Origin of the sequence: Olivibacter sitiensis DSM 17696, from assembly GCF_000427965.1 — a bacterium.
Classification (GTDB): domain Bacteria; phylum Bacteroidota; class Bacteroidia; order Sphingobacteriales; family Sphingobacteriaceae; genus Olivibacter; species Olivibacter sitiensis.
The window spans coordinates 104,364-131,020 of the sequence record NZ_ATZA01000011.1 but is presented as its reverse complement, the minus strand read 5'-3'; the positions used below and the strand labels follow the sequence as shown (position 1 = coordinate 131,020).

Annotated in this window: 27 protein-coding genes; 9 read left to right on the top strand and 18 right to left on the bottom strand. The window is 42.7% G+C overall.

Annotation, left to right across the window (positions count from 1 at the left end):
* Together A37S_RS23995 and A37S_RS0108175 are read left to right on the top strand one after the other, a co-directional pair.
* A partial coding sequence (locus tag A37S_RS23995; protein WP_036601752.1) for an IS30 family transposase occupies positions 1-283 on the top strand: 283 nt, incomplete at its 5' end.
* 93 nt (positions 284-376) lie between these two features.
* Positions 377-805 carry a helix-turn-helix domain-containing protein gene (locus tag A37S_RS0108175; RefSeq protein WP_028296571.1) on the top strand — a complete coding sequence of 143 codons (429 nt, stop codon included), beginning with the start codon at positions 377-379 and terminating at the stop codon, positions 803-805.
* 537 nt (positions 806-1,342) lie between these two features.
* Here the strand turns inward: A37S_RS0108175 and A37S_RS23990 are convergent.
* Both A37S_RS23990 and A37S_RS0108165 read right to left on the bottom strand, forming a co-directional pair.
* Positions 1,343-2,980 carry a right-handed parallel beta-helix repeat-containing protein gene (locus tag A37S_RS23990; RefSeq protein ID WP_051292852.1) on the bottom strand — a complete coding sequence of 546 codons (1,638 nt, stop codon included), beginning with the start codon at positions 2,978-2,980 and terminating at the stop codon, positions 1,343-1,345.
* Positions 2,981-3,170: 190 nt separating this feature from the next.
* On the bottom strand, positions 3,171-3,722 hold the full coding sequence (locus tag A37S_RS0108165; protein WP_036601808.1) for a DUF1543 domain-containing protein: 552 nt from the start codon (positions 3,720-3,722) through the stop codon (positions 3,171-3,173).
* A 50-nt stretch (positions 3,723-3,772) separates the two neighbouring features.
* On the opposite strand from A37S_RS0108165, the gene A37S_RS0108160 reads away from it, so the two are divergent.
* The gene (locus A37S_RS0108160) at positions 3,773-4,198 is read left to right on the top strand and encodes a YybH family protein (protein ID WP_028296569.1); all 426 of its coding nucleotides are present in this window, start codon (positions 3,773-3,775) and stop codon (positions 4,196-4,198) included.
* 13 nt (positions 4,199-4,211) lie between these two features.
* Here A37S_RS0108160 and A37S_RS0108155 read toward each other — a convergent pair whose 3' ends face one another.
* The 5 genes from A37S_RS0108155 to A37S_RS0108135 form a co-directional block, all read right to left on the bottom strand.
* The gene (locus A37S_RS0108155) at positions 4,212-4,733 is read right to left on the bottom strand and encodes a DsbA family protein (protein ID WP_028296568.1); all 522 of its coding nucleotides are present in this window, start codon (positions 4,731-4,733) and stop codon (positions 4,212-4,214) included.
* 33 nt (positions 4,734-4,766) lie between these two features.
* Positions 4,767-5,234, bottom strand: coding sequence for a peroxiredoxin (locus tag A37S_RS0108150; RefSeq protein WP_028296567.1), 468 nt, complete (start codon positions 5,232-5,234; stop codon positions 4,767-4,769).
* A 96-nt stretch (positions 5,235-5,330) separates the two neighbouring features.
* Complete coding sequence (locus A37S_RS0108145; protein ID WP_028296566.1) at positions 5,331-6,098, bottom strand: exodeoxyribonuclease III; 768 nt, start codon at positions 6,096-6,098, stop codon at positions 5,331-5,333.
* A gap of 349 nt (positions 6,099-6,447) precedes the next feature.
* Entirely contained in the window at positions 6,448-7,224 is a 777-nt protein-coding gene (locus A37S_RS23985) for a peptidylprolyl isomerase (RefSeq protein WP_084163806.1), read from the bottom strand.
* Between the two features lie 13 nt (positions 7,225-7,237).
* Positions 7,238-7,582: a hypothetical protein gene (locus A37S_RS0108135; RefSeq protein WP_028296565.1), complete on the bottom strand. Its 345-nt coding sequence runs from the start codon at positions 7,580-7,582 to the stop codon at positions 7,238-7,240.
* Positions 7,583-7,801: 219 nt separating this feature from the next.
* On the opposite strand from A37S_RS0108135, the gene A37S_RS23980 reads away from it, so the two are divergent.
* Positions 7,802-8,185: a hypothetical protein gene (locus A37S_RS23980; protein ID WP_157278507.1), complete on the top strand. Its 384-nt coding sequence runs from the start codon at positions 7,802-7,804 to the stop codon at positions 8,183-8,185.
* Between the two features lie 72 nt (positions 8,186-8,257).
* On the opposite strand, the gene A37S_RS0108125 is transcribed toward A37S_RS23980, so the two are convergent.
* A complete protein-coding gene (locus A37S_RS0108125; protein WP_028296564.1) occupies positions 8,258-8,857 on the bottom strand; it encodes a porin family protein in 600 nt (199 codons plus the stop codon).
* A 221-nt stretch (positions 8,858-9,078) separates the two neighbouring features.
* On the opposite strand from A37S_RS0108125, the gene A37S_RS0108120 reads away from it, so the two are divergent.
* Positions 9,079-10,791, top strand: a complete 1,713-nt coding sequence (locus A37S_RS0108120; protein WP_051292850.1) for a S41 family peptidase — start codon at positions 9,079-9,081, stop codon at positions 10,789-10,791.
* Here the strand turns inward: A37S_RS0108120 and A37S_RS0108115 are convergent.
* Complete coding sequence (locus A37S_RS0108115) at positions 10,788-11,516, bottom strand: LytR/AlgR family response regulator transcription factor (RefSeq protein WP_028296562.1); 729 nt, start codon at positions 11,514-11,516, stop codon at positions 10,788-10,790. The two genes, A37S_RS0108120 and A37S_RS0108115, sit on opposite strands and share 4 nt — an antisense overlap.
* Before the next feature lie 19 nt (positions 11,517-11,535).
* Positions 11,536-12,534 (bottom strand): sensor histidine kinase, encoded by a 999-nt coding sequence (locus A37S_RS0108110; RefSeq protein ID WP_028296561.1) that lies wholly within the window; start codon positions 12,532-12,534, stop codon positions 11,536-11,538.
* A 206-nt stretch (positions 12,535-12,740) separates the two neighbouring features.
* Between A37S_RS0108110 and A37S_RS27055 the strand changes: the two genes are divergently transcribed.
* The 4 genes from A37S_RS27055 to A37S_RS26165 all read left to right on the top strand — a co-directional run bounded on the left by A37S_RS27055 (position 12,741) and on the right by A37S_RS26165 (position 16,779).
* Entirely contained in the window at positions 12,741-12,926 is a 186-nt protein-coding gene (locus tag A37S_RS27055) for a hypothetical protein (RefSeq protein WP_157278505.1), read from the top strand.
* A gap of 97 nt (positions 12,927-13,023) precedes the next feature.
* Complete coding sequence (locus A37S_RS0108100; RefSeq protein ID WP_028296560.1) at positions 13,024-14,601, top strand: M20/M25/M40 family metallo-hydrolase; 1,578 nt, start codon at positions 13,024-13,026, stop codon at positions 14,599-14,601.
* Between the two features lie 121 nt (positions 14,602-14,722).
* Positions 14,723-15,091, top strand: a complete 369-nt coding sequence (locus A37S_RS0108095) for a BlaI/MecI/CopY family transcriptional regulator (RefSeq protein WP_028296559.1) — start codon at positions 14,723-14,725, stop codon at positions 15,089-15,091.
* A 26-nt stretch (positions 15,092-15,117) separates the two neighbouring features.
* Positions 15,118-16,779 carry a M56 family metallopeptidase gene (locus A37S_RS26165; RefSeq protein WP_028296558.1) on the top strand — a complete coding sequence of 554 codons (1,662 nt, stop codon included), beginning with the start codon at positions 15,118-15,120 and terminating at the stop codon, positions 16,777-16,779.
* Positions 16,780-16,866: 87 nt separating this feature from the next.
* Here the strand turns inward: A37S_RS26165 and A37S_RS0108085 are convergent, their stop codons facing one another.
* The 8 genes from A37S_RS0108085 to A37S_RS0108050 all read right to left on the bottom strand — a co-directional run bounded on the left by A37S_RS0108085 (position 16,867) and on the right by A37S_RS0108050 (position 26,511).
* The gene (locus tag A37S_RS0108085) at positions 16,867-17,643 is read right to left on the bottom strand and encodes a succinate dehydrogenase/fumarate reductase iron-sulfur subunit (protein ID WP_211229742.1); all 777 of its coding nucleotides are present in this window, start codon (positions 17,641-17,643) and stop codon (positions 16,867-16,869) included.
* A 62-nt stretch (positions 17,644-17,705) separates the two neighbouring features.
* Positions 17,706-19,640: a fumarate reductase/succinate dehydrogenase flavoprotein subunit gene (locus tag A37S_RS0108080; RefSeq protein ID WP_028296556.1), complete on the bottom strand. Its 1,935-nt coding sequence runs from the start codon at positions 19,638-19,640 to the stop codon at positions 17,706-17,708.
* 48 nt (positions 19,641-19,688) lie between these two features.
* Positions 19,689-20,459: a succinate dehydrogenase cytochrome b subunit gene (locus A37S_RS0108075; RefSeq protein WP_028296555.1), complete on the bottom strand. Its 771-nt coding sequence runs from the start codon at positions 20,457-20,459 to the stop codon at positions 19,689-19,691.
* Positions 20,460-20,653: 194 nt separating this feature from the next.
* Positions 20,654-22,195, bottom strand: coding sequence for a Do family serine endopeptidase (locus A37S_RS0108070; RefSeq protein ID WP_028296554.1), 1,542 nt, complete (start codon positions 22,193-22,195; stop codon positions 20,654-20,656).
* 179 nt (positions 22,196-22,374) lie between these two features.
* Entirely contained in the window at positions 22,375-22,944 is a 570-nt protein-coding gene (locus A37S_RS0108065) for a DUF3109 family protein (protein ID WP_028296553.1), read from the bottom strand.
* A gap of 60 nt (positions 22,945-23,004) precedes the next feature.
* Positions 23,005-23,796 carry a DUF3108 domain-containing protein gene (locus A37S_RS0108060; RefSeq protein ID WP_157278503.1) on the bottom strand — a complete coding sequence of 264 codons (792 nt, stop codon included), beginning with the start codon at positions 23,794-23,796 and terminating at the stop codon, positions 23,005-23,007.
* A gap of 21 nt (positions 23,797-23,817) precedes the next feature.
* Positions 23,818-24,333: a DUF2480 family protein gene (locus A37S_RS0108055; protein ID WP_028296551.1), complete on the bottom strand. Its 516-nt coding sequence runs from the start codon at positions 24,331-24,333 to the stop codon at positions 23,818-23,820.
* 69 nt (positions 24,334-24,402) lie between these two features.
* Entirely contained in the window at positions 24,403-26,511 is a 2,109-nt protein-coding gene (locus tag A37S_RS0108050) for a peptidylprolyl isomerase (RefSeq protein ID WP_028296550.1), read from the bottom strand.
* Between the last annotated feature and the right edge of the window lie 146 nt (positions 26,512-26,657).

Sequence of the window (26,657 nt, the reverse complement as noted above, 5' to 3'; positions counted from 1 at the left end):
CGGCACCGAGTTCGCACGGCACAAGCTCATCGCAAAGAAACTGGAGGCCGATTTCTTCTTCGCCCACCCCTATTCCTCTTGGGAAAGGGGACTCAACGAATACACCAACAAGCTTATCAGGCAGTATATACCGAAAAAGCAGCCCTTTGAACAATTCAATGAACAGGATATCAGAAAGATACAGCACAAAATCAATGCAAGGCCAAGAAAAAAACTAGATTACCAAAACCCCAAGAGCATTTTTTATGCTACCTTAGACCAAAATGTTGCATTGGTGAGTTGAATCTACCTCTTCGCGACTTGCTTGTTTGTAGTGTTTAGATTTATTGTGCATATTTGAGTATTCATTTTTGTACAACACAAATATATACTCAAAATGAGTATATATCAAATTTTTCTACTTGTTTTGAGTACTTTTTTAGATAAAAAGCTGATATTCAAAAGAATAAAATTAGCTTACGGGCTAAAATCAGATGCTGATTTAGCTGATTTTCTTGAATTACCCCCCACTACGCTATCAGGATGGAAGCGGCGGAATACTCTTGACATTGATCTGTTGTACTCAAAACTAGTAGGTATTAGCTGGGACTATTTAATATACGGAGTAGGTGAAGCTTTCCTCGATAAAAAAAATACTACGGAAAATTCAGTTGTTGCTGATGTGGGTGGAGACACGGAAGAGAGTGGAGATTCTAAACCCACTATCGTACGTTCTAACTTAATCATCGACATTTTAACGGCAGAGATTGATAAACTAAGGAAGGAATTGGAAGCGAAGGAATCCAGCAATCAAAGCTACGGTTAGTTTGGAATAAAAATAAGCTGGATTCCGAAACGTGGGAAGAACCAAAATAGAATTAGAACATGAAATATTACTACATCATAATTGCCATCTTTTTTGCTTCTGCATTTTACGGGCAATACCTATTAAGTAAAAAAGAAGGTGACAAAACCGTGAACTACCGGAACCTACAAAACCTAAGATTGTTTACTATGCTATGCTATTTTACAGGGGGAATATTATGTATAGCGTATCTATTTAATAGATATTTAGTGGATTAGACGTTTAAAGTCCCACCAATAACCCCACCATAAACAGGAAAAAAAAGACTACGCTAAGTGGATATAAACGAATATAAAGAGGTTTTTCGGACGGGAATTAATGATTTAATTGACCATGCGAATTCGAGTCCCGTCCGGACCGCTAAAAAATTAAGAGGCATCCATATCTATGGATGCCTCTTTTGTTTGTTCTTGGATTTTCTTTGTACTATATGAGCTAGGTCCTTTTTCCTTAACCTTACCCTTTCTAAAAAAACTTTGCGCCCGTCACAACGATGGCCTACTGTCCGCTCACTGAATCGGCATAAGAATGCTGCACTTGCTGGCCATCCCGAAAATAGGTGTTATCCTCGAAATGTATGGATTTCAAATCGCTGGAAACCACGTAAGGTGCCTCACTTTTGATAGTATCGGTATAGTCCATCGAGTTTCTGACTAGCCTGAGCTTATGGGCTCCAGAATCTGCAGCCACACAGGCTTGGGCAGATTTTATGGTATTCTCCAGCATCAGTACGTCCATGGCTGCGGGACTTACCGAAATGGCATGTGCTGCGGTCGATTGAATATTATTGTCGCTCAATGTAGCACCTTTTACTTTCAGCAGTGATATGGCGCCTTGTTCTGAAGGACTGTATACTGTATTTCCCTTGAATACCAATTGCCCCTCCATGTCCACATGGATATTGCCTTTCAGTTCATTGGAACGTACTATGAAACTGTCTACTGCTATTCCCGAAGGAAGTGACAGGTGATGGATGTCATTTGAGTCCAGTTCTAGCCTTTTAGCTTTCACGCTGGCCAGAAGCCTCACACCGGCCAGGGTGTTTTTTTGCAATTTGATGTTGCCAAGATCTCCTACTATTTCAGCCACGTTGTCGGCTTGGTTATTCGTGGCTTCTATGTTGTCGCAACCACGTACATATATGGCCGGTCTATTGCTCTTGGATGACTTGTTTTTCCTCACCCGTATCTTTTGGAGACCTACCAAGGTGGCTATTCCGGAGCCGTCGGGTGTACTATGCCCTTTCACCCAGCCATTTCCTTCACTGGTATTTCCTTCAATGAGTGCTTCCAATTGCACCAGCTTTTCCGTGTTTGGATTGTTGATATCTATGGCATCTGCGGCATTTTCTTTCAGTACATTATGTCTGATGATGTAGTTTTTTTCGCGGCCTACGCTGCCAAAGGCAACCTGTATGCCACTCATGCCGTTATGGTGTATTAAGTTGCTGTCTATGACCACATCTCTGCTGCTATGAGCGAAGATCCCATTTTCACCATTGTGATGTATGGTGTTTCCTTTTATGCTGATATGGTCACTGGTTTGCATCCTTATGCCTGTACCAGGCTGATAGGATTTGATATGCTGCCTTTCCTGCCCATAATAGGCAATTTCCGAGTCGCTTACGGTGATGCTATCGCAACGAGCGAAATACATGCCTGAAAAAGAACGGAATCTAGTGGAATCACCTTTTGCCTGTACATTTGCTATATCAATGTTCTTGCAGTTTTCCAAAACAAGGGCCTCATGTTTGGTTTCAGCGTTGAAGGACAAATAGATGCCTTGAACATCCTCTCCTAGAAACAAAGGGGTAGACGAGCGTTGATAGGCTATGGCATACAGTTCCTCTTCCAATGAATCGACTTGTTTCAGCAGTCCCATCGATTTGATGCTCACGCCGTTTTTTAAGTGTAGGGTTTTTACGTAAAATGTATCCCTTGGAATCAGTACGGTGTCTCCTGGTTGAGCTTTGTCTATAAGCGACTGTAAGCGTTTTGTATCATCATCGCTAGGTGATTTTGTGCGTAGCTCGCTATCCTGATGGAGAGTCTTTTGCTGCTTGGCGGATGTCGTAAAACGAGAAGAGAAAATTGTGGCAAATACAACGAGTAGTACGGACGGATAATGTAAGTGCATAGGCAATTTTATTTAAGAGTTAAATAATAAATTGTGTTTGCATCAGGAAATAGCCGGACGATGCTTATAAAGCTCGACCTTACATTTTATAACTGACTGGAGTGGAAATTGTTGTGACAGGTCTTTTGGGAAATAGCAACATGACTTTTTATAGACAAAAAGTCATGGCAGACAATATGCTTAGTTGAGATTAGACTAGCTTGCTTAATTTAATGTATTCTGCATGAATTTCATCATCTATTTGTGCTGATTCCTTTTCACCGATAACAATGCGGTATTTTATTCTGAATTCATCAGATAACACTTCCTCTATCTCATAAATGTCATCTACGTCTACTCCATATTTATCATCTATATGAGGCGAGGCATTGTGTTTGAAGAATGCAGTTTCTTTGGCCCTCCTGATGGCTTCTCCTTTTTCCTTAGCTACTACCAGCATCTTGTAGTGGTATTCCTCGAAATCATTTTCCTTGTACCCACCTAGATTGAGGAAGAAAAGTTGATAAGGGGTGTTAGCCTCGCTTTCGCGACTCCTTTCCACTATGGAAATGGGATGGCCGTCCACTTGCGTTACCTCTTTCCAAGCATCTAGGTGAATTTTTCCTTCGGCTTCCGGCCAGAACTGCACAATGGGTTCTACCAGTTGGCTCAGGGAACGCGCTATCCCGAAGAAGATATCATGCTGCTCAGTGTGCCTACCTTGTGGCTTACAGCCCAGCAATATCATATATAATTTTTCCATAACCTTTTTCAATTACTACATTTAACGCTATCTTTAGATCAAAAAACGACATGAAAGCACTAGTGGCAGTTATTGCATCCCTATTCCTGTTTTTTCCGACGAATGCCCAAGATAAAGAAAGAGAACAAATTCTGCAAGTCATGGAAGTACAAAAGACTGCTTGGAACAAAGGTGATATTGCCGCATTTATGGAGACCTATTGGAAGAATGATAGCCTGCTTTTTGTGGGAAGCAAGGGGCCTACATATGGTTGGGAGAATACAATGAACAACTACATAAAGTCTTATCCCAACAAGGAAAGCATGGGGACACTGGCATTTGATATCCTAGATGTTCGGCCTCTTTCTTCAAGTTATTATTTTGTGTTGGGCAGGTGGCACCTGCAAAGGCAAAAAGGAGATATAGGGGGTGCTTTTACCCTACTTTTTCGCAAGATAGCGAATCATTGGGTCATAGTAGCTGACCATAGTAGTTGATGCAGCACCTAACTTAAGAGGCATTTTCGGCCAACATCTGATACAGGTCTCGTACACTACCGTCGAAATGTAGGCCATTCACAAAGAAAGTAGGTGTACCATTGACTCCACTTCGTACGCCGCTTTCAAAATCATCTTCAATAAGGGTGCGAATGGCTTCGTCTTGGCAGTCTTCAAAAAAGCGGTCTATTTCCAATCCTAGTTCCCTTGCCATATCCTCAAAAAGCGCCTCAGACAGTGCCTCTTGGTTGGCAAATATGAGATCGTGCATGGACCAAAATTTCCCTTGTCTGGAAGCTGCTTCGGCGGCAATGGCGGCCGGCAAAGCCATGGGGTGTATCTCGGTTAAAGGAAAGTGACGGAACACAAGGCATACGGCGCCATCAAACTCGTTTAAAATTTCTTTTAATATCGGAAACGCTTCTCCGCAATTGGGACATTGATAATCGCCGTATTCCACTATCTGTATTTCGGCATTTTTGGAGCCTGTGATATGGTCCTTATGTCCTACTGGCCTATAAAGTTTTGTTGCCATTGCGTCGTTTGGTTTAATTAATTGAATTCCTATCTATCCTTCTTCTTTTTCCAATTTATCTAGCGCTTCCAAGATACCGTCTCCACCAGGATTGATAGCCTCTGGGCTGAGGTAGCTCCAGAATATTTTGCCCTCCTTGTCCAGCACAAATAAGGCTCTCTCGCAAATCCCTTCCGTGTCGTTATAAACGCCATAGGCTTTGGCTACTGCTCCTTTAGGCTCAAAATCGGCCAATAGAGGGAAATGTAAATGCCTGCTCTCTGCAAATGCCATATGGCTCCACTTGCTATCAACAGAAATACCCACCAATGTGGCATGTCTTTTCTCAAATAGCTTGAGCATCTCATTGAATAGGGCCATTTCGTCGCCACATACTGGACTCCAGTCTGCTGGGTAAAAGGCCAAAACCACATTTTGCCCTTTTAATTCACTCAATTTTAGCTTTTGATCTGGTGTTGCATACAACTCAAAATCGGGGGCTTTATCTCCGGCCTTTAGCATAACGTTCAAAATTTTAAAAGGCAAGTAGCATAACCTGCCGTACTAACTGAACAAAACAAGGCAGCGCGAAAAATGTTCTTGGAAATAGAGCGAAAATTAAATGTTTAAATCCAATAGCACGGGGCAATGATCGGAGTGCCTGGCTTCGGGCAATATGGCCGCATGTGCGATGCGGTTTTCCAAGGCCTTGCTGGCCATGTTGTAGTCAATGCGCCATCCCAAATTCTTGGCACGGGCATTGGCCCTATAGCTCCACCAGGTATATTGGTGGGGGTCGGGGTGCAGATGCCTAAAGGTATCAATATAGCCGCTATTGATGAAGGATTCCATCCAAGCCCTTTCTTCGGGCAGGAAGCCCGAGCTGTTGGCATTGCTCTTTGGGTTGTGGATGTCAATGGGGCGATGGCAAATATTATAATCGCCTGATATTACCAAGTTTGGTAATTCCCCCAAGAGCGTGTCGCTATATCGTTGGAAATCATCCAGAAATTGATATTTGAATTCTTGGCGGATATCGCCACTGGAGCCCGATGGGAAGTAGGCGCTGATGACAGAGAGCGCTTCGAAATCTACACGCAAAACGCGGCCTTCACTGTCGTATGCTGGGATACCACAGCCATATTCGACGTGTTTGGGTGAAATTTTGGTTAGAATGGCCGTGCCACTATAGCCTTTTTTCTCTGCGGGATACCAATAGTGCTCGTAGCCCATTTCCTCTATCAGCAACAATTCCAGCAGCTGATCTGGGGTAGCTTTTATCTCTTGTAGGCATACCACGTCGGCATTCGTTTCTTTCAGCCATTTGAGCCAGTCTTTTTTGATTGCGGCCCGAATGCCATTTACGTTATAGGTGATTATTCTCATCTAACCTTAAGTAAAAAATAAAAAATAAAAATTAAAAAAACCAGAGCTGAAAGACCAAAGAGAAAACTGTAAATCAATAATACAATTGTACATGACAAAATTTCTTTTTCTCGTTTGTCGTCATTGCGAGGAGGTACGACGTGGCAATCTGGCAAACAAAAACGCAGATTGCCTGCCTGCCGTCAGGCANGCTTCATCATTCTTCTTCGCAATGACGCATTTTTAGATTGAATAATGAATTTTGTCATATACTGAACAATCAATAATACATTAGCGTCGACTCTGAAAACTTCACCAGAGTTTGCCTAAGCTTTGGCATTGCGCACAACCTTGGTGAAGTTCTTAACGTCTAATAATCTGGATTGTCGATAATTTTTGCCAAAGCAGTGTCTGCGCGAAGCTCGTTTTCCAGATTTCTGATTTCTTTATTCTTGAGTATCCTTACCGTCATCACTTGATCTGCAAATGGCCTGTCGTTGTTGTCCGTCTCTACTTCTGCGATCATATCGATCAATTCCAGGCCTTTCACCACCTGACCAAATATGGTATAATTTCCATCTAAATGCGGAACTCCACCAAGAGTCTTATATACCTGTCTTTTGAATTCTGGGATTTTTTTCCCTTCCAACCTGTTCTCTTCAATCCTATCGAGGTCTTCATCGCTGAATGTTTTCCCTTGCACGATATAGAACTGACTCGCGCTGGAGGCCTTCTCGGGATTGTTGTCCCTAGCGGCTGCGAGCATGCCTTTTTTGTGAAACAGTGAATCCCTGAATTCTGCTGGTACGGTATAGCCTAGATCGCCCCCACCCAATTTTTGTCCTTTCTTGGCGCCTTTGGACGTGGGGTCTCCACCCTGTATCATGAAACCGTTTATGACCCGATGAAACAAAGTACTGTCAAGTTGGTGCTGCTGGACGAGATTCAAAAAATTGTCGCGGTGCTGCGGGGTCTGATTGAACAGCAGAAGATAGGCTTGATGGTCGTTTACGGAAAGTTCTATGTATTGGTGCTTGGGTTTCTTCAAAAATGAAAATAAGCCTTGTGCATAAGAAAAGCTCGGTGCTGCGCTTATAAGAAGACCAATGATCAAATGGGATAGGAGAATTTGTTTTCTTGATTTCATTTGTGTTTGGCTGTTATGCTAAAATATCCTCAAAATAGTCAACGATAAGCGATTTTAGTATCATTTCTTGTTCTAGAAGGGTGTAATTGGGGATTGGCTTTATGAGTGTCCAATGCGGCCAACCATCCTGATCCAGTCCCTGCAATTCATAAAAGCCCATTTCGCTAAAAAGACGACAAGTAGCTATGTGCATCAACTCTTCTTTCTCCCTTTTGCCGAATTTTTTTGGCCCTTGGCCGAGTTCCTGCACGCCAATGAGGAATAGCATTACCTTGATATCGGGCGTTTCCGTGTCAAAATTGAGAGCTACCTTTCTTTGCAGTTCTTTCCATTTGAGATTGATTTCTGATGCATTCATGAACGACAAAGATAATACATCCGCTTGAATAGACAGCATCATCCTTAATAGACATTGCTTTTAGCATGGTTGTGGAATATACTCCACAAACTGTCCGGAATTAATGTTTTTGAAGTGCCTGAAAGCGCTTTTTTGGCTTTCTGAAGGGTGTTTCCTCCTTTGGCATGGTTATTCATATATACTGTATACAACGAACCAACGATACAGGGAGTTTATATAATGAAGAAATTAGTTTTTGGTATCATCACTGCGGCATCTATCGGTTTTTTTGGCCTGTCTAATGCAGCCGTGAATGATCATATTAATGCCGATACAGCGATTTATTTTGGTGATGATTCTATTAGGAAAGATACGATAAGATGTACGAACCCATCAAATATGTTGAAAAACAATCTTGATGGAACAGAAAAAACTGCGGTAAATCCAAAAGATTTGCCCGCTCCTATCAAGGAAACATTATCGGGTGAGAAATTTAAGGAATGGAAAACTACGGCTGCTACCTTCGTAAAACCCACGAAAGGGCATGCCTATTACGAAATAGCTTTGTTGAAGGATGAAAACAAAACTTTGGCAAAGATGAAGAGCAACGGTAAAGTGCTTTAAGCGTATGTACTGTTTGTTTTAGTATCTGATAAAAGGCTACCGCGAGGGTAGCCTTTTATTTTTACCGGGTTTTTAAAACAATCTATAACCAATGCCTAATGTCCACAAGCTCAGTTTTTGTGATTCTGAGCCATCTTTACTTAGGTCACTCAGTCCGTGTTCGTAGCGTAGGTCGACCCGCAACTTGCTGACATCCGCGCCGATGCCGCCTGTAATCCCAATAGCCTGATTCTTATAGTTGCTAGGAGTTACCACGTTGCTCAAGGCGCTGCCGATGCCCTTATCTAACATGAAAGAAACGACAGGCCCTGCCTGAACACGAAAGCCCAAAGGTCCCAATCCGATTCGAGTGCCTATTAACAAGGGGAGATCCAAGCTGGTAAAGGTAACATTGGCGGTCACTTCATTGCCATCATTGTTGAATGTAGCTTCGCTTGATTTTCCGGTTACATAAAGCTCGGGTTGGAAATGAATGCCTGCAGCGCCCACTCGTGCATACACGCCGGCTTGATAGCCTGTACGGGTACTGGAATTGAGCAAACGGCCATCTTCCGATAACTTGGAGAAGTTCAATCCTCCCTTCAATCCGAACTGAAAAGAAGGCAAAAGTTGCGCTTGTGCAAAACTGGCGCCGGCTATCAATACGGCAATGGATAGAATAATTTTTTTCATGCTATTAAAATTCGTTAAATCAATTTCCTGTTCGATGAACAGCGTCAAAAAGCACAAAAATTGTACCCAAATTTCTATATTTTATCCTAATGTAGATGAGAATGTGAATCTCGTTTTATTATTTGAATTTTATTGGTTAATTTTAACTTCGTTAATCAATACGGTGTGTATATTTCAATGTTTACCATTTGTTTTTACGTACAATAACATCTTTATTGCCCATGAAATCTAGCATAAAACACTACGTCCTGCCCTTTGCCGTGATAATGGCTCTGGTACTTACTGGTTATTCTTTCAAGAGCGGAATACTTGATCTGGGCAAGCAGGTAGAGGTATTTGCCATATTGTATAAACAGGTAACGCAAAATTATGTAGGGGAGTTTGATGATGAAAAAATAATGCGTAAAGGGATTGATGCGATGTTGGGAGAGCTCGATCCTTATACCCAATTTATTCCTTCGTCGGAAATAGAAGATTTCAAGATTAAATATATCAATGCACAATATGCAGGATTGGGGGCGGTTATTTTGTCTAAAGGTGGGAAAACCTATATAAGTGAACCATATGAAGGCTTTCCTGCCGAGAAATCTGGCCTGCGTGCTGGGGACAGGCTCATTAAAGTGGATAGCATAGATGTACAACGCTTGAGTGGTACCGAAATCAGCAATTTATTGAAAGGGCCTGTAGGCTCGTCACTTAGGCTTGAAATAGATAGATCTGGGCATAATGAGCATATTGTGAAGAATATTGTTCGGCAGGAAATTACCCAGCCAAATGTGAGCTTCAGCAAAAAAATGGAAGGCCACATTGGTTATATTAAATTAGATCGCTTTTTAGAAAACGCTGCGGATGAAGTGGCAAATACCATTGAAGGCTTTTTGTCTACTGGGAAGCTTCAGGGGCTTGTGTTGGACTTAAGGAACAATGGTGGAGGGATTCTACAAGAGTCGGTGAAGATCGTGAATCTATTTGTGGAAAAAGGAAGAAAGGTAGTTACTCAGAAAGGAAAAAATAACCGTAAACAGATTGTTTACCAAACTACTTCCGAGGCATTAATTCCTGATGTGCCCTTGATCGTATTGGTCAATGGGAGATCGGCTTCTGCGGCCGAAATTGTTGCTGGAGCACTGCAAGATTTAGATCGGGCTGTGGTTATCGGTAATCAAAGTTTTGGAAAAGGATTGGTGCAACAAACTTTTCAATTGCCCTATGACAATATGGTGAAGGTGACTGTGGCAAAGTATTACACGCCTTCCGGACGATGTATACAGGCCATTGATTACGATAAAGGGGAGCGACAAAAAGGAAAAGAGAGTGCAAAGCATGAATACCTGACCAGCAATGGAAGATTTGTCTACGACGGAAGCGGTATTTGTCCCGACGTGGAAGTAGAATCGAATAATTACAGTGACCTGTCTCAGGCTTTGGTAGAAGAATACCTTCTTTTCGATTTTGCAACGCAGTTTAGGAATAAACATAAATCTATTGGCAAGCTGGAGAACTTTAAGCTGGATAGCATTATTTACGAACAGTTTGTGCAATTTGTACTGCACAGTGATTTTGATTATAAATCGACATCGGATAGTTTGTTGTACCAGCTTGGGAAGGCCCTGAAAAACGAAAAAAAATGGGAGTTGACCCAACCCGAAATTCAGGCACTTACAGAGAAGCTGAATAAGGATTTGAAGGGAGACTTGTATTTGTACAAGGATGAAATCGCACCACTACTTGCCAATGAAATAGTGTCGCGCTATTATTTCCAAAAGGGAAGAATGGAGCTGGCGGTAAAAGATGATGAGGCGCTACGAAAAGCGTATACAATATTGAAAAATCCGACAGCTAGCTACACGCAAATATTGAAAGGGGAGGGGACATATAGGTATATTGGTAAGAAATCCCCATTATTGGCGCATTCTTCGGAACGCGATAACTAATTGTTTTTTTCTCCTATGCGTTGATAAAAGGCGTCTTTATAGGTTTCTCCTATGGGTATGACCTTGTCCTTGAGGGCTATTCTCGAACGTTCTATGCTGACAATTTTATCGAGCGCTATAATGTATGATTTATGTACCCTGATGAAACGATTTTCTGGCAGTGACTCTTCCATGCGCTTCATATTCTGTAAGGTTATGATGCGATCAGTGCCCGTAAAAATGGAAATATAATCCTTGAGGCCTTCTATATAGTGGATATCTTCTAAATCTATACGTTGTATTTTATGTTCTGTCTTCACGAAGATATAGTCTTGCTTCTGCGGAACAGGCCCCGCTACTTCGGAAGATATGGCCGTGGGAACGGGCAATGCCGTCCTTCTCGTAACGATCTTGTATACCGCCTTGTAAAAGCGATCAAATGCAATGGGCTTTAGCAGGTAATCTGACACGTCCAGTTCATAACCCTCTAACGCATATTGCGGGTAAGCTGTGCAGAGAATCACGTCACATTTTCCATTTATAATCTTAAGAAATTGAATGCCGGTTAGTTCGGGCATCTGCACATCTAGAAACACAAGGTCTACGTCGCCTTGCTGTACCATCCCTAATGCTTCTATGGCATTGGTAGTTGTACCGACCAAGGACAACTCCGGGATTTTTTTAATATAGTCTTCTAAGATATCCAGAGCCAAGGGCTCATCGTCTACCACTAAGCATCTAATCATGGTCGTACTGGTTTTTCACTTATAAATATACGAATAATTCGCTACTGTAATAATCTCCATTTTCTTTTAGGCTAAGGCTATGCTTGCCTGGATAGCCCAACTCTAAGCGTCTTTTAAGATTGGTCATGCCAATGCCGCCCGTTTTATCTTTGTTCAGCTTACTTTTCTTGTTCTGGGCTTTGAAATGCAGGCGGCCATGCTGCACTTCTACTAAAATGCGTATGGGGTTTTCCTCGTCGGTTGTGATGCCATGCTTGAAGACGTTTTCCAGAAAAGAGATTAACAACATGGGCATTACCCTGTGCTGGAAATTGTCCACATTTATTGTAAGTTCTAGGTAAACGTGTTCCTTTACGCGTAGCTTTTGCAGGTCTATATAGCTTTCAAGGTAACTGATCTCATCTTCCAGGGCTACTTTTTCTACATTGCTTTCATAGAGCATATAACGCATAATTTCCGACAGCTTCAATATTGCCTCGGGAGCCTTGTCCGACTTTTGATATGCTAGCGAATAAATATTGTTGAGCGAATTGAACAGAAAATGCGGGTTGATTTGAGACTTGAGAAACGCGAGTTCTGCATTCAGTTTTTCATTTTCCAGGTTTTTTCTCGTTTGCTCCAACTTTACCGAATTCATGACCAAGCGAAAGGCATAGCCGGCGAAAATATAAACCGAACTCATTATAAAGGCCGAACCAAGATATTGTAGCCTGCTGATTTGAAGCTCGGGAGGAGCGACAGTGTCAAAATCCAAAAGGGCAAGTACAAATTTGACTGATATACTGATTAGGAGCACGAGCGCCAATCGCATTAAGCCGGTGAGCACCTTCTTGAGGCCGATAAAATAGGGTGTAACTAAAAAATAAGAGGCGTAGAATGTGGCTATGTTGATGATGGTGATTATGAAGAAGATCAAGTCATATCCTGGAGAAGTTTTGTGTCCGTTGGAAAAATATAATAAGGCCATCAAAAGCCCCCAAACCAACACATGATAGAGGATATGTTCTCTTTTTATCATGGAACAAATATAGGCAACGGTATCCAATTTGTTGTACGTTATCGATAAACGAGTATTTATTGTCGACAAACTCCCGAACCTTATATATCAACAGATGGTGGGGTGTTTGTCTAGGAAATTCGCTAGTTAGTCTAAAACTTTTTATGCATTACTTAGTAAATTGTTCCTTTGTTGTGTGAATTGTTTACCTCTTAAATGAATGCGTTATGAAAACAAAAGCCAACAAAATGACATCGCCATTTATACTTTTATTGCTGCCCTTTCTTTTTACGGCTATTTGTTTGGCCGGCTTTCCAACTGAGGGTAATAGCGTGAGCGTAAAAATGAATCCTGAATTTCCAAAGTGGGAAATTCCAAGCGTTTTTCAAGCCAAGACAATTTTCTTCTGGTAATTGCTCGTCAAATCGTTAATTGTAACAACAATTTTTGATTATTAATGCGGAAAAAGGAGTAGATTAAGCTAAGTTTGTTCATATTTAATTGTAAAATATGAAAAATTTCTTACTCTCTTTATCTTTCATTAGTCTTAGTGTAGTACCTGCCCTTAAGGCGCAGGAAAAAATAGACCTATCGGCCATTGACAAAATCCGTCAAATTGGCTTCGAAGACTCAAAAGTAATGCATACGGCCCTTTATCTCACTGATATGTCTGGGCCCAGGCTTTCCAACTCACCTGGTTTGAAGCGTGCCCAAGAATGGGCTGTAAAGGAGCTAAAGTCCTATGGACTGAGTAATGTGGCATTGGAGCCTTGGGGCGATTTTGGACGAGGTTGGGTGGTGGAAAAAAGCTATCTGGCACTTAAAGCCCCCTATTACAATGCTATGATTGCTGTGCCAAAAGCCTGGTCAACCAGCACTAATGGCCTAGTAAGCGGAAATGTGATCGTCATCAGCGCTAATAAAGTAGGCGACCTAGCGCAATACAAGGGGAAGCTGGCGGGTAAGATCGTCATGACAAACCAAGATGAGCCAATAAGCCAATCTTTTGACGCGGACCAAAAGCGCTATACCGAGGAACAACTTAAGGAGATGGCCGATTTTGATCCGGATGGCGGAATACAGCGTGGACCAATGGGGCCAGGTGACATGAGTCCAGCACGAAGGGATTCGATGATGAAGGCGCGGCAGGAGAGCAGGGCCTTTGCGCAGCGTTTGGCCGAGTTTCTGAAAGAAGAGCAGGTGTCTCTTGTATTGAGCAGAAATGCGCGTGCAGGATCCTACGGTACCGTATTCACTAGCAACGGTGAACCTTATGCGGTAGATGCTGCCACTACGGTTCCCAGCTTCGAGGTCTCTCCAGAAGATTATTTACGTATACTTCGTATGGTAAAAGAAGGTGTTCCCGTTGTGGTGGAAGCGGAATTGAAAACCTCTTTTCTGGTAGATGATATTAAAGGCTACAATGTTATCGCCGAATTGCCAGGTTCGGATCCCAAGCTCAAAGAGGAAATAGTGATGTTGGGTGGTCATCTTGATTCGTGGCATGGTGCTACTGGGGCCACAGATAATGCTGCCGGCTCAGCAGTAATGATGGAAGCTATCCGGATATTGAAAGCCAGTGGGCTGAAGCCTAAAAGGACGATACGTATCGCGCTTTGGAGCTCGGAAGAACAGGGCTTGCACGGTTCCAGAAATTATGTAAAGAATCATTTTGGCACATTGGATAGTGCACTGAAACCAGAACAGGAAAAGATTTCTGCCTATTATAACCTAGATAATGGCGCAGGCAAGATACGTGGTATTTACGCTCAAATGAACAAGGCGGTTGTTCCTATATTTAAAGATTATCTCGCGCCTTTTGCAGATTTGGAAGCCACAGCAGTGACATTGAGAAATACAGGGTCTACAGACCATGTGGCGTTCGATGGCGTGGGTATTCCGGGTTTTCAGTTCATTCAGGATCCCTTGGCATATGGTACCCGTACGCACCATACCAACCAAGATACCTACGATCGTCTTATAGACGACGACTTGAAACAGGCCGCTACGATTATTGCGGCGTTTGTCTACAATACGGCACAAAGAGCCGATAAACTACCTAGAAAGCCATTACCGGCGAAAGAATAGTTTTTTTGTTTGATAGAACAGGAAGTCGCCTCATTGATGGGGCGACTTTTTTTTGTGAAAAATTTTTAAAACTAAATATTTAGTTATATGTTTGTATTTATATATCAATAATTTATAAGTAATGAAAGAGTTAACGAAGGCCGAAGAACAAATTATGCAGGAATTATGGAAGCTCGAGAAAGCTTTTGTCAAGGACATTATCGAATTGCTTCCAGAGCCAAAACCCGCCTACAATACGGTGTCTACCATTGTCAGAATCTTGGAGAATAAGGGTTTTGTGGGGCATGAAGCTTTCGCCAAAAGTCACAGATACTACCCCTTGGTAAGCAAGGATGAGTATAAGGAGTTCGCTACCGGAAAATTGCTTCAGGGTTATTTCAACAATTCGGCAAGTAATATGCTTTCCTTCTTTCTGGAAGAAAGAAAGTTGGACCTGAGGGACGCCGACGAATTGATGAAGCTCATTGAGAAGGCCAAGAAAGAAAAGTAATTATCTCACCAAAAACGAGCGTAGCCATGCAATACCTGTTTTTAGCAAATATAGCACTAGTCGCCTTTTTTGTTTTTTATTATTTCCTTTTGCGCAAGGAAACTTTTTTCCAAGTGAATAGGGCATACCTATTGGGGACAACGGTACTATCTTTTATCATCCCGCTTTTCCCCATGGAATGGATAAATGACCACTACTCCCAGACATTTATTACGGAAGCCCGATTTACCTTGGATGAAGCATTGGTTGGCTCCCTAGCACAGGATGTTTGGGCAAGGGATGACTTTTGGAGTAAACTGACTATATGGGAATATGTGTATGTTCTAGGCATGATTATTCATTTCCTTTGGTTATGTTACAGATTTTATCATTTGAGGCATAGCTTAAAAAGACCGATCCTGTCTGGACAGGCATTTTCTTTCTTCAAACAGATTAGGATAGATAAAGACCAACATGGCATAGCTTATATAGAAGCTCATGAAAAGGCCCATGCTACCCAGTTCCATTCTTTGGATATCATGTTAATGGAATGTTTGCATGTTTTCAACTGGTTCAATCCCTTCTTTTACCTAATAAAAAGGGAGATAAAATTAAACCATGAATACATAGCCGATGAAATCGTATGCCATAATCATAAACAAAAAGTGCACTATGCCGAGATGTTACTACATCAGTCGTTTATGGGGATGAATAATAACCTGATCAATCACTTTAAACAAAAGAATCTTATGAAAAGCAGAATCAAAATGCTGTTTCAGCACAGGTCAACCAAGCATTCGGCTTATAAATACGCCCTAGTATTGCCTATTACCCTTTGCTTGGCATTGTTTACCTCGGCAAGAATGCCTAGTCGCATCGAGCAAATACTGGATGCCGGTATCGAAGAAAATGGGGGTTCGGATGAAAAGGATTTCCTGAAACTTGTGGGGAGTAATTTCAATTACGCCCAGCAAGCCCGGGCGAGAGAAACCATGGGCTATGTGGACATTGCCTTCACGAAATCGGCTAGCACGATCACCGAACTCCGGCTTTTGAATGATCCCGGAGATGGACTTGGTGAAGTGGGGATGAGGTTGTTGAGTAAAAAGGAAGTAGCTTCTTCTGCTCCAGAAGGCAAGCATCTGCTACGTATAAAAGTAACGTTGGTACCCGATCCGAAGAGGGCGACGAGTAAAGACGCTTTCGCTATTCCGGTCCCAAATTTATCGGGATACAAAGTTTTAAATGAAGTGACTGTGGTCGGTTATGCTAGTGCGACGAATTCGGTGGCTGCGCATAGAAGGGATACCATTCCAGCATCTACTGGAAGTAATAGCCAAGGGGAGGTGGACTATAAGGATATAGAGATACAGCCCATGCCTCCCGGTGGTAGCCTTAGGTCTTTTTTTCAGTTCATAGGCGCAAACTACAAGTATCCTGAAGAAGCAAAGAAAGCTGGGGTAAAAGGAAGTGTTATTGTACAATTCGTGATAGAAAAAGACGGGACGCTGTCTAATTTAAAGGTGTTAAGAGATTTAAAATATGGCACAGGCCAAGAAGCGCTGCGGGTACTACAGCTTGGAGGGGAATGGAAACCGGGACTTCATAAAGGTAAGCCAGTAAGGGTCTCCTATTCCTTACCTATCCGTCTCAACCTCGAAAAAGCAAAGGAGGAAAACAAGCTCGAAACAGCTGTTATTGGAAAGTAGGTTTGGGAAAACCATTAAGCTAAAGGGGGACTATACATGTGCATGTTAGTCCCCCTTTTTAGTTTAGTTTAGCTAGTTGTTTTGCTACTAGTGATGTACGGTTTCTTCCTTGAAGAATTTAGCATTGAAATAATCGCGATTCATACGTGCGATATTTGTTAGCTTAATGCCTACAGGGCATTCAGCCTCGCAGGCTTTTGTTACCGTACAGGCACCAAAACCTTCGGCATCCATTTGTTCCACCATTGCTTGTGCTCGCGACCAGCGTTCTGCTTGTCCTTGTGGCAATAACGCATATTGTGAAATCTTGGCAGACACGAATAGCATGGCAGAAGCATTTTTACAGGCAGCCACGCAGGCGCCACAACCGATACACGTTGCCGATTCGAACGCCTCATCGGCTTTCACTTTGGGGATAGGCAAGCAGTTGGCATCGGGAACACCACCGGTATTGACAGAAACATAGCCTCCGGCTTGTTGAATTCTGTCAAAAGCGGTACGATCTACCGCTAAGTCTTTCAATACTGGAAATGCAGCAGCTCTCCATGGTTCTATTACGATGGTCTGTCCATCGTGGAATGAACGCATGTGCAATTGGCAAGTGGTGGTGCCATGTTTAGGACCATGTGGCTGGCCATTGATGTATAAGGAGCACATGCCACAGATGCCTTCGCGACAGTCGTGATCGAAATAGATAGGATCTTCTCCTTTGCGGGTCAAGTCTTCATTCACTACATCGAGCATCTCTAAGAAAGACATATCCGTAGAAATACCTTTAGCTTCTATGGTAACAAAGCGGCCTTTTTCGTTCTGATTTTTCTGACGCCATATCTTTAGCGTCAGATTCATAGTGGTTTCACTCATGATTTTTCAGTATATTGTTTATACAGGCCTTCATTGATCGAAAAAAAATGAAGGCTTTATAATTATTTGTAACTCCTTTGTGTCAATTTAACATTCTCAAATACCAATGGCTCTTTATGCAGTACTTCTGGCTGATTGTCGCCAGTGTATTCCCAAGCGGCCACATAGGCATAGTGCTCGTCATCACGTTTTGCTTCGCCGTCTGCTGTAGCACTTTCCTCACGGAAATGGCCACCACATGATTCGCGACGATTTAAGGCGTCATCTACCATTAGTTCACCTAGCTCTATGAAATCAGCTACTCGACCAGCTTTTTCTAGTGAAAGGTTGAGCTCTTCGTTTTCTCCAAGAACGGTCACGTCGTTCCAAAATTCCTTTTTGAGCTCCTGTATGAGACCTTTTGCTTTCATTAGTCCCTCTTCATTACGTGCCATACCGCAATATTCCCACATGATGTGTCCCAATTTCTTGTGTATGTCGTCTACCGTTTTTGATCCCTTTAGGCTGAGCAGTTTGTTGACGTTTTCTTCCACTTCTAGGCGAGTTTGTTCAAAGGCAGGATTGCTCTTGTCCACTGGCTTAAAGCCTAAGCTTGTTAAGTAGTCACCTACAGTATAGGGAATCACAAAATAACCGTCTGCCAATCCTTGCATCAGAGCCGAAGCACCCAAGCGGTTAGCTCCGTGATCTGAGAAATTACACTCGCCCAAGGCATATAGGCCTGGAATGCTGGTCATTAGGTTATAATCAACCCAAAGACCGCCCATTGTATAGTGGACGGCGGGGTAAATACGCATCGGCTGCTTATAAGGATTCTCGTCCGTAATCTGATAGTACATGTCGAAGAGGTTGCCATATTTTGCTCTTACGGTGTCTTCGCCCAAACGTTTTATCGCATCTGCGAAATCGAGGAACACGGCAAGTCCAGTTGCTCCGACACCACGACCCTCATCTGCCATTTGCTTAGCATTACGCGAAGCCACATCACGAGGAACCAGGTTGCCGAACGAAGGATATTTTCTCTCTAGGAAGTAGTCTCTATCTTCCTCTTTGATGTCACTGATCTTGATTTGTCCCTTGCGGAGCTTTTCGGCTATTTCCTTGGTTTTGGGAACCCATACGCGGCCATCGTTACGCAGCGACTCGGACATCAATGTCAATTTCGATTGATGATCGCCGGTAACGGGAATACATGTAGGGTGGATTTGCGTATAGCAGGGATTGGCGAAGTAAGCGCCGCGTTTGTGCGCACGCCATGCAGCGGTTACGTTGCATCCCATGGCATTGGTGGACAAGAAAAATACATTTCCATATCCTCCGGTACACAATAGTACAGCATGGCCCTCATGCGATTCAATGGCTCCTGTTTTCAAGTCGCGAGTAATGATACCCTTGGCATGGCCATCTATCATCACCACGTCGAGCATTTCGTGCCTGGTATAGGAAGTGACTTTGCCGGCATGAATCTGTCTGTTTAAGGCAGAATATGCGCCTAGGAGCAATTGTTGTCCCGTTTGTCCACGGGCATAAAATGTACGCGATACTTGGGCTCCACCAAAGGAGCGATTGTCCAATAATCCACCGTATTCACGTGCAAAAGGCACGCCTTGTGCCACACATTGGTCGATAATGTTTACCGATACTTCAGCAAGACGATATACGTTGGCCTCACGGGCACGGTAGTCACCGCCTTTTATGGTGTCATAAAAAAGACGAAAAACGCTGTCACCATCATTTTGGTAATTCTTGGCCGCATTGATACCCCCTTGTGCTGCTATGGAGTGTGCCCTTCTTGGACTATCTTGATAGCAGAATGTCTTTACATTATAGCCTAGCTCTGCCAATGATGCAGCAGCTGATGCTCCTGCGAGGCCAGTGCCTACTACAATGATGGTAAACTTGCGTTTGTTTGCTGGGTTTACCAGCTTCAAATTGAATTTATGTCTGGACCATTTTTCGGCCAATGGCCCTTCTGGTATTTTTGAATCTAAGATCATCTTAAAATTATTTTTCTTTTCCAAGTGAGTTCACCATGAAATTGATTGCTATTTAAAAAAGAAATAGAGCGGCATAGCGGCAAAGCCAATCGGTATGATGACGCCAAATACATATATGCCCAGAAACTTGACGAGCGGTATCCATTTCTTATTGTCAAATCCTAGGGACTGAAAAGCGCTCTTAAATCCGTGTATCAGGTGAAAGGATAGCGCTACCATAGCCAATACGTAGAAAGCTACCAGAATCGGATTCTCAAAGGCAAATTCAACCTGTTTGTACAGGTCTCTTGCTTGCACATACTCTACACCGTCTTGCGAAAATTCCTTATAATCTGTAAATTCTTCGGCAGGCATTTCAATGGCGCTTATTTGCCCTGTTTCGATATTGGTCTCGTATTGGATGTACGGCACCTGATCGTTATGAAACTTCCACCAAAAATTGGCCATATGGGTAGCAATAAAGACCAACAGCACGGTGCCTAGTATTCCCATGTTCCTCGAGTTCCAGGCAGCATTCTTGTTGCCCGGTTTTTGGTCGTATGGGATGGGCCTGGCTTTTTTGTTGTGTAAAGTCAAAATCAATGCATAAAGCGCGTGGATAATAATGGAAGCATACAGTAAGTACGAAACAATTTTAATCGGGCCAAAATGCGTCATAAAATAGGCATACTGGTTGAACGCAAATCCCTCATCATTCTTAAACAGTTGCAAATTACCAATCAGGTGAACTATCAGAAACGTACACAGGAAAAGTCCTGTTAGGCTCATGACCAGCTTCTTCCCCAATGTGGAGCTAAATGCTTCTTTAAAACTACTCATCTCTCTTTGTTAATTATTTTTTATTGGTAAACAAATCTATTTATTTGATTTAGAAATGACATATAAAATCAAAGGCTTTAAACAATTTAGAACTATTCTAAGGTTTGGGGTGGGTATGTAAACGAAAAAAGCCTTTCGAAATTAATCGAAAGGATTTTTTGCGCCAATTTTTTATTTAAATCGGACTTCGCTCCTTATTGCACTGGGAAGCTTGTTGAGAATCGTCCACCTTCTGGGTCTATTCCCTGAAGCTTGACGATGTTGTTTTTACTTTCCCCAAGGGCAGATTCTACTTGGTCTACATTATTAACGGCTTTTCCATTTACGTGCGTGATGACTAGACCACGCGATACACCATAATATTCAAACCAGCCGCCCCTGCGTACTTCGGACACGACCACACCAGACTCTATTCCTAGTTTTTTCTTTTGTGCATCTGTCACTGGAACAAACCCCGCTCCTAGCTTGTTGTATATTTCCGTACCGGAACGTTTAGCGGCACTTTCTTCTTTTGATGAACTGCTAGCGCTTTCGTTTTCTTTCAAGGTAACAGTGACATCCTTTTCTTTACCAGCGCGGCTATAAGTGAGTTTTACCTTATCGCCTGGGCGCATCCTACCCACCGTTTCCTGCAGATCCGAGCTAGAATAGATATCCTTGCCATCTACTTTTGTAATGACATCTCCCTTTTGGATTCCAGCATCGGCAGCACCTCCTTTGGGAACTATATCCTGAACGTACAAACCATTTATTTCGGAGACATTCAGTTCCTTCGCTTTTGCTGCGTCTAGTTCGGTAAATGTAACCCCAACAAATCCACGTTTCACGGTGCCGAATTTCACGAAGTCATCGGCAATCTTCTTGGCTAAGTTGACTGGAATAGCGTATCCATATCCCGTGTAATAGCCTGTAGGCGAAGCCAAGGCGGCATTGATGCCTATCAGTTCACCCTTGGCGTTTACCAGAGCACCCCCACTATTCCCTTTATTGATAGCAGCATCCGTTTGGATATAGGATTCAATAGCCGAGCTCACTGGGATTTCATCTGATTGTCCAAAACCCTGTTGTTGCTGTTGTTGTTGGCTTAGAATACCCAAATTCTGTCCTTTGGCACTAACGATACCAGCTGTTACGGTAGATTGCAAGCCAAGTGGATATCCCACCGCCAGAACCCACTCGCCGATTTGTACATTGTCTGAATCGCCCAATTTAACGATGGGTAAGCCAGTGGCGTTGATTTTGATCAATGCTAAATCGGTGTTGGGGTCGCGGCCAATTACTTTAGCATCAAAAACTTTCTTATTGGTCATTTCCACCGAAATCTTGTCGGCATCTTCTACCACGTGGTTGTTGGTGATGATATAGCCGTCTGCGGAAATAATGACACCGGAACCAGATGCGGTAGCAGGCTGGGCTCTCCGTTGTCTTTGGCTTCTTGGAGCACCGAAGAATTCTTCAAACATGTCTTGGAAGGGATCCCTACCACTGCTGCCTTTTCCTTCGTATGTAGTTTTAATGTGCACTACGGCAGGTGCAACAGCTGCCGCTGCTTGTGTGAAGTCTACCTCACCAGCAGATGACACCAGTCCAGATGGGTTGCTTGCCAAATGCATTTGTTGGCGTTCTTCAAAAGTAAGTTGATTTTTTTGCTTGTCTTCAAGCAACTTGTAGCCACCGATAGCCACGCCCCCGCCTATTAAAGCAGCGGCAAATACGGTCAATCCTAGTTTTCTCATTATCTATTATTCTTTTTAATTGTTAATCCTTGTAGAAATCTCATGCTGGACCAGCTTATTATCATTAATTGGTTGACGTCCATGGCCAGGCAATAGTTTCGTATTTCGTAACAATTCAAAAGTAATACCAAAACTACTATCAAGTCAAGCCAATAAGCTTGCTTTCTTGTTAAATAATGTTAAACGTTTTCTTGCGCTGCCGCTTCTTCTAGCTCATTGTACCAGTTCTCGCCGTATTTCCGTATCAAAGGGTCCTTTAAAAAGCTATAAACCGGAACTTTTAACTCATTGCCTAGGGTGCAAGCAGCATGGCAGATGTGCCAACGGTCGTAATGCAAAACGTCAAACTCTGGATAGGCTGTGATGCGGATAGGATAAAGGTGGCAGGAAATCGGTTTTTTCCAATGAATGGCGCCTTGCTCATAGGCTTTTTCAATGGCACATTTTGTAATGTCTCCTTCCCAGGTCACGTAAGCACATTCTTTGTTCCCATCTACACAGGGGGTGGTGAGGTCACCGTCCATGTCTACTACGTGGGTTCCTTGTTCCTCAATGGCTTGGATACCCTTTTCTGTCATAAAAGGCTTTACTTTTGGATATATTTCCTTTAAAACCTGAATTTCATCAGCATTCAAAGGGGCGCCGGAGTCACCTTCTACGCAACAGGCTCCTTTGCAATGATGAAGATTGCAGACGAAATTTTCCTTAATCAACTCTTCTTGAACCAAAACGGTCCCTATTTCCAACATCATGATAGATTATTGTTTGTGTCTTTTTGTCCATGTTCGGACAAAAAGACATGTTTTTGATTATTCCGTTTGTAAAGCATATTTCAATCCCTTGGCGCTATAGAGCTCCATGCTAATGCTTCCGATGAGGATGTCTACCTCTGCTTTAACAGGGATACGATTTCCATCATCGGTAACCCAAAGATATAATTTGCTGTCTTTCTTAAAAATGCGTCCAGGGTCAATTTCAGGATTAAATTTCAAACACCTTATTTTCCCAAGTTTTGTTTTGATTACCTCTTTACCTGCATAGGTGACCTTAAGTTCTTTGGATTCGTCTTTTAGGAAATAAATCATGGAAAAGGTTTGACCAACTTTGAGGTTGTTCGTGTCGATCATTCTGGAGAAGTAATAGCAGGATAGTAGATCGAAAGTCTGCGTGCCTTTGGCCGCATGGTGTTTTGTGTCACCATCCCTATCTGCAACTATTTTTTTTGTGTTTTGATCAAACCAAATGGTGCTATTGCGTCGGTACTTTCCTTCTCGAATGGTTTCTTTGAAGTAGTAGGGGAGAAAAGAGCGTTTGTCTATATAGGAGTCATAGCGGTCGTCCACTTTATAGAAAATACTGAATCCACTTGTCGTTTTTCCCTTTGCTACAAGATGATAGCTGGGTTGACCGTTGAATGTCTTGTCTGTTTTTTCTACGCTTAGCTTTCCATCTGCAGCCGCTAAAAAACCGTATTTCAATTTATAGTCGAGCTCTTCTCCTGGTGTAAATACCGCTTCTTCCAAGTGAGCAAGATTTTGTGCAAACCCGTTCAACGTTGTTGTTAGCAATAGCGCAATCAGGATATTTATCTTTTTCAGCATGTTTTGCCTCCGTTAAAACCGTTAGGTTTTCCTTTTAAAAATAGGTACTGTGGAGCAGGGCTCCCCGTACATGATGCTTTTGGCCACCTTGCTTAGCTCCATAGTAAAACGAACAAAGGCAGATTCTGGAATCTTGATGTCCCCGCAACCTTTTACTACCACGCGTTGATCTCTAAATTGTTCATAGTCCATGCCATCTAATGCCCTGTCAAAAAGTAAGTTGTCCACATATACACTATCGCCAAAGATAACGTCGGCCGCAAAGGGCTGCAGTTTATTTGCTAGAAGCATATAGGCCCAAGTGGGTACAATGGCATCGACAGAGCAATGCAGTAGCACTATTTTTCCTTCATATGCCGACCAATCATTGTTCTTCAGGAATTCCCTAAAGTCTTTCTCTCTCAAAATGAGCCCTTGAAACAAATTTTCCTTTATATCATAAGTTACTATAGGAAGTTTATTTTTCAAGCTTGCCAGATCAAACGTAACCAAGCCACTATTTGCGACCTTGTTTATAATGTTTTCCTGAATCTCCATAGTCTATAAAACAAAAAATCCGGATGAAGGTTTAATCCCACATCCGGATACAAAGGTATGCAAACTATCTTAATAGAATTTCACCCTATTGTCTTCAATTTCCGTTTTCTCCATTAGGGCGCGGAAAACCAAGTTACTGGCTCTTTGTGCAAGTCCTTGTGCAGCTTGTGCTTTCTGGCGATCTAAATTGCCAGGGGCAGCTGGATTTTCAAAGGACGTTAGTTCTACTACGTATACTCCTTGGTTCCCTTCCACCGCTTTGGACAATTTCTTTGGTTGTAGGCCGAATACTGTACCCACCACAGCGTTCTCTTGCGCCAGACCAGGAATTACGGGGTTGGCCATTACGATATTGTTTACTGGCACTGCATCGGATTTCAACTTTTGTGCTACTTGGTTGATATTCTGAGAACCTTTGAGTGCGTCTTCGGCTTTCTGTTTCAACTGTTTTGCTTTTACGAACTTCAATACATCTGGCTGTATCTCGTTTCTCACCTGTTGCCAAGTCAACTGGCCCTTTGGTTTAATATCTGTCAAAATAGCTACAACATACTGGTTGTCCAATTCATAGATTTTGTCGGAAAGATCGCCCTTATCTGCTTTGTATGCCCAGCGTATCAATTCTCTTGGAGAGGATTCTAGTCCAGGTATGTAAGCTTGCATAGGACTGATGTTGGTAGCATGCAATACTTCAAGCCCATTCTTTTTAGCCTCTTCTCCAAATGTTTTCGACGAAATGGACCCAAAGAAATTGGAAGCTTTTTTATAGGCTGCATCAGTAGTGGCTTTGCTGCTTTGCACTGCTTTATCTACAATGGCTGCCTTGACCACTTTTGACATCCCGCTTTGGGCATCCACTTTGATGACGTGTACGCCAAATTGAGAGGTCACCACCAAGACATCACCTGGCTTCGCGTCAAATACGGCATTCTCAAATTCAGGTACCATTCTTCCTCTTGGAAAAGTACCCAGTTCTCCTCCATTATTTTTTGAACCATCTGTGCTAAACTCTACAGCAAGAGCAGCAAAATTGGCTCCGCCTCTTACTAGATTGGCTATGGAGTCTGCCTTGGCTTTAGCTTTGTCGGTACCGCCTTCGGCAGCCGCATTGAGTAGGATATGGCGGGCAGTAACGGAGTCTGGCGAATTACGTACATCGACTACTTTCGCCACTTCGTAAAGGCCATTGCTATATACCGGTCCTACGATAGTTCCTTTGGGCGCCGAAAACACCAGTGAGTCCAATGCCGGATTCAGTGTGCCTTTTTTGATATAATTAAAAGGATATTTAGTCTGTGAATTGCTAGAAGCAAACAAAGAATCGTTTGTAGATTGTGCTAGTTCTTCACCCAATTTGGTGACTATTTCGAGTGTAGCAGCGGTATCCTGCGCTGTTGGGGCGGCATTGAGCACTACAAAATCAAATGAACGCAATTCTGAATTGTTATAGAAGGCTTTTTTGTGTTCATTGAAGTATTCCTTGAAATCGCCATCGCTCAATTTGATATCCTTATCTGGGATAGAAGCATAGTCGAGCAATACATAACTGAAATTGGCAATCTTATTTCTTTGGCTATAATCCTCACCCGCTTCAAGTGAGGTGACGTATAGGCAATTTTGAACTAGGCCATTGTATTTTTGAATGAGCCTGTTTTCCTTTAGCATTAGGAGAAAGTTGCCCCATTGGTCGCTAAGTGCGCTGTTTGCGGGTTCATTGCTTACATTGGCAAGAAACTGTGTTAATTGCGCCCTGTCCAACTCGCCAGTTTGCGGATTGGCAAAGTTTTGCACTATCATTGGATCGGGGTTTTTCCCCGAAACCATGTCGTTCAGTTCGTTTTTCCCCACGTTGAGACCTACTCGTTCTATTTCTTGATTGTACAAAACGCGTTGTAGGTTTTGTTGCCAAGCTTGTTCAACGGCATATGATGCCATTTGAGGGTTCAATTGCCCCCCCATTTGTTGGCGCATATTGTTGGTGGCCATTTCCACTTGGCCGTTAAACTCGGCATATGAAATGGGTTCGCCGTCAATTCTACCCACTTCGTTTTGCCTAGAGGCCCATAAGGGAGCCCCCGAGCGAAAAACTTCTCCCAACAGAAATGCAACAAGCGCTATGCCTATGACGGCTACAATTATTATTCCAGCCTTGTTGCGCAAAAAGGTCATCAATCCCATGTCCTATACTACTTGATAAGTAAAAATTTAAAAGTAAAAAATTTAAAGAGCGCAATGTGCGTAAAGCGCCTATTTTAAATGAGGGCGCAAGATACAACTTTTGGAAAAAAAATATAAACTTATTTACTTTTCTCTTAAGCAAATGC

Bases quoted from the DNA above. Each gene is read 5' to 3' on its own strand.
- A37S_RS0108175 (WP_028296571.1), top strand. From the start codon at position 377: ATGAGTATATATCAAATTTTTCTACTTGTTTTGAGTACTTTTTTAGAT.
- A37S_RS23990 (WP_051292852.1), bottom strand. From the start codon at position 2,980: ATGCACTTACATTATCCGTCCGTACTACTCGTTGTATTTGCCACAATT.
- A37S_RS0108165 (WP_036601808.1), bottom strand. From the start codon at position 3,722: ATGGAAAAATTATATATGATATTGCTGGGCTGTAAGCCACAAGGTAGG.
- A37S_RS0108160 (WP_028296569.1), top strand. From the start codon at position 3,773: ATGAAAGCACTAGTGGCAGTTATTGCATCCCTATTCCTGTTTTTTCCG.
- A37S_RS0108155 (WP_028296568.1), bottom strand. From the start codon at position 4,733: ATGGCAACAAAACTTTATAGGCCAGTAGGACATAAGGACCATATCACA.
- A37S_RS0108150 (WP_028296567.1), bottom strand. From the start codon at position 5,234: ATGCTAAAGGCCGGAGATAAAGCCCCCGATTTTGAGTTGTATGCAACA.
- A37S_RS0108145 (WP_028296566.1), bottom strand. From the start codon at position 6,098: ATGAGAATAATCACCTATAACGTAAATGGCATTCGGGCCGCAATCAAA.
- A37S_RS23985 (WP_084163806.1), bottom strand. From the start codon at position 7,224: ATGAAATCAAGAAAACAAATTCTCCTATCCCATTTGATCATTGGTCTT.
- A37S_RS0108135 (WP_028296565.1), bottom strand. From the start codon at position 7,582: ATGAATGCATCAGAAATCAATCTCAAATGGAAAGAACTGCAAAGAAAG.
- A37S_RS23980 (WP_157278507.1), top strand. From the start codon at position 7,802: ATGAAGAAATTAGTTTTTGGTATCATCACTGCGGCATCTATCGGTTTT.
- A37S_RS0108125 (WP_028296564.1), bottom strand. From the start codon at position 8,857: ATGAAAAAAATTATTCTATCCATTGCCGTATTGATAGCCGGCGCCAGT.
- A37S_RS0108120 (WP_051292850.1), top strand. From the start codon at position 9,079: ATGAAATCTAGCATAAAACACTACGTCCTGCCCTTTGCCGTGATAATG.
- A37S_RS0108115 (WP_028296562.1), bottom strand. From the start codon at position 11,516: ATGATTAGATGCTTAGTGGTAGACGATGAGCCCTTGGCTCTGGATATC.
- A37S_RS0108110 (WP_028296561.1), bottom strand. From the start codon at position 12,534: ATGATAAAAAGAGAACATATCCTCTATCATGTGTTGGTTTGGGGGCTT.
- A37S_RS27055 (WP_157278505.1), top strand. From the start codon at position 12,741: ATGAAAACAAAAGCCAACAAAATGACATCGCCATTTATACTTTTATTG.
- A37S_RS0108100 (WP_028296560.1), top strand. From the start codon at position 13,024: ATGAAAAATTTCTTACTCTCTTTATCTTTCATTAGTCTTAGTGTAGTA.
- A37S_RS0108095 (WP_028296559.1), top strand. From the start codon at position 14,723: ATGAAAGAGTTAACGAAGGCCGAAGAACAAATTATGCAGGAATTATGG.
- A37S_RS26165 (WP_028296558.1), top strand. From the start codon at position 15,118: ATGCAATACCTGTTTTTAGCAAATATAGCACTAGTCGCCTTTTTTGTT.
- A37S_RS0108085 (WP_211229742.1), bottom strand. From the start codon at position 17,643: ATGAGTGAAACCACTATGAATCTGACGCTAAAGATATGGCGTCAGAAA.
- A37S_RS0108080 (WP_028296556.1), bottom strand. From the start codon at position 19,640: ATGATCTTAGATTCAAAAATACCAGAAGGGCCATTGGCCGAAAAATGG.
- A37S_RS0108075 (WP_028296555.1), bottom strand. From the start codon at position 20,459: ATGAGTAGTTTTAAAGAAGCATTTAGCTCCACATTGGGGAAGAAGCTG.
- A37S_RS0108070 (WP_028296554.1), bottom strand. From the start codon at position 22,195: ATGAGAAAACTAGGATTGACCGTATTTGCCGCTGCTTTAATAGGCGGG.
- A37S_RS0108065 (WP_028296553.1), bottom strand. From the start codon at position 22,944: ATGTTGGAAATAGGGACCGTTTTGGTTCAAGAAGAGTTGATTAAGGAA.
- A37S_RS0108060 (WP_157278503.1), bottom strand. From the start codon at position 23,796: ATGCTGAAAAAGATAAATATCCTGATTGCGCTATTGCTAACAACAACG.
- A37S_RS0108055 (WP_028296551.1), bottom strand. From the start codon at position 24,333: ATGGAGATTCAGGAAAACATTATAAACAAGGTCGCAAATAGTGGCTTG.
- A37S_RS0108050 (WP_028296550.1), bottom strand. From the start codon at position 26,511: ATGGGATTGATGACCTTTTTGCGCAACAAGGCTGGAATAATAATTGTA.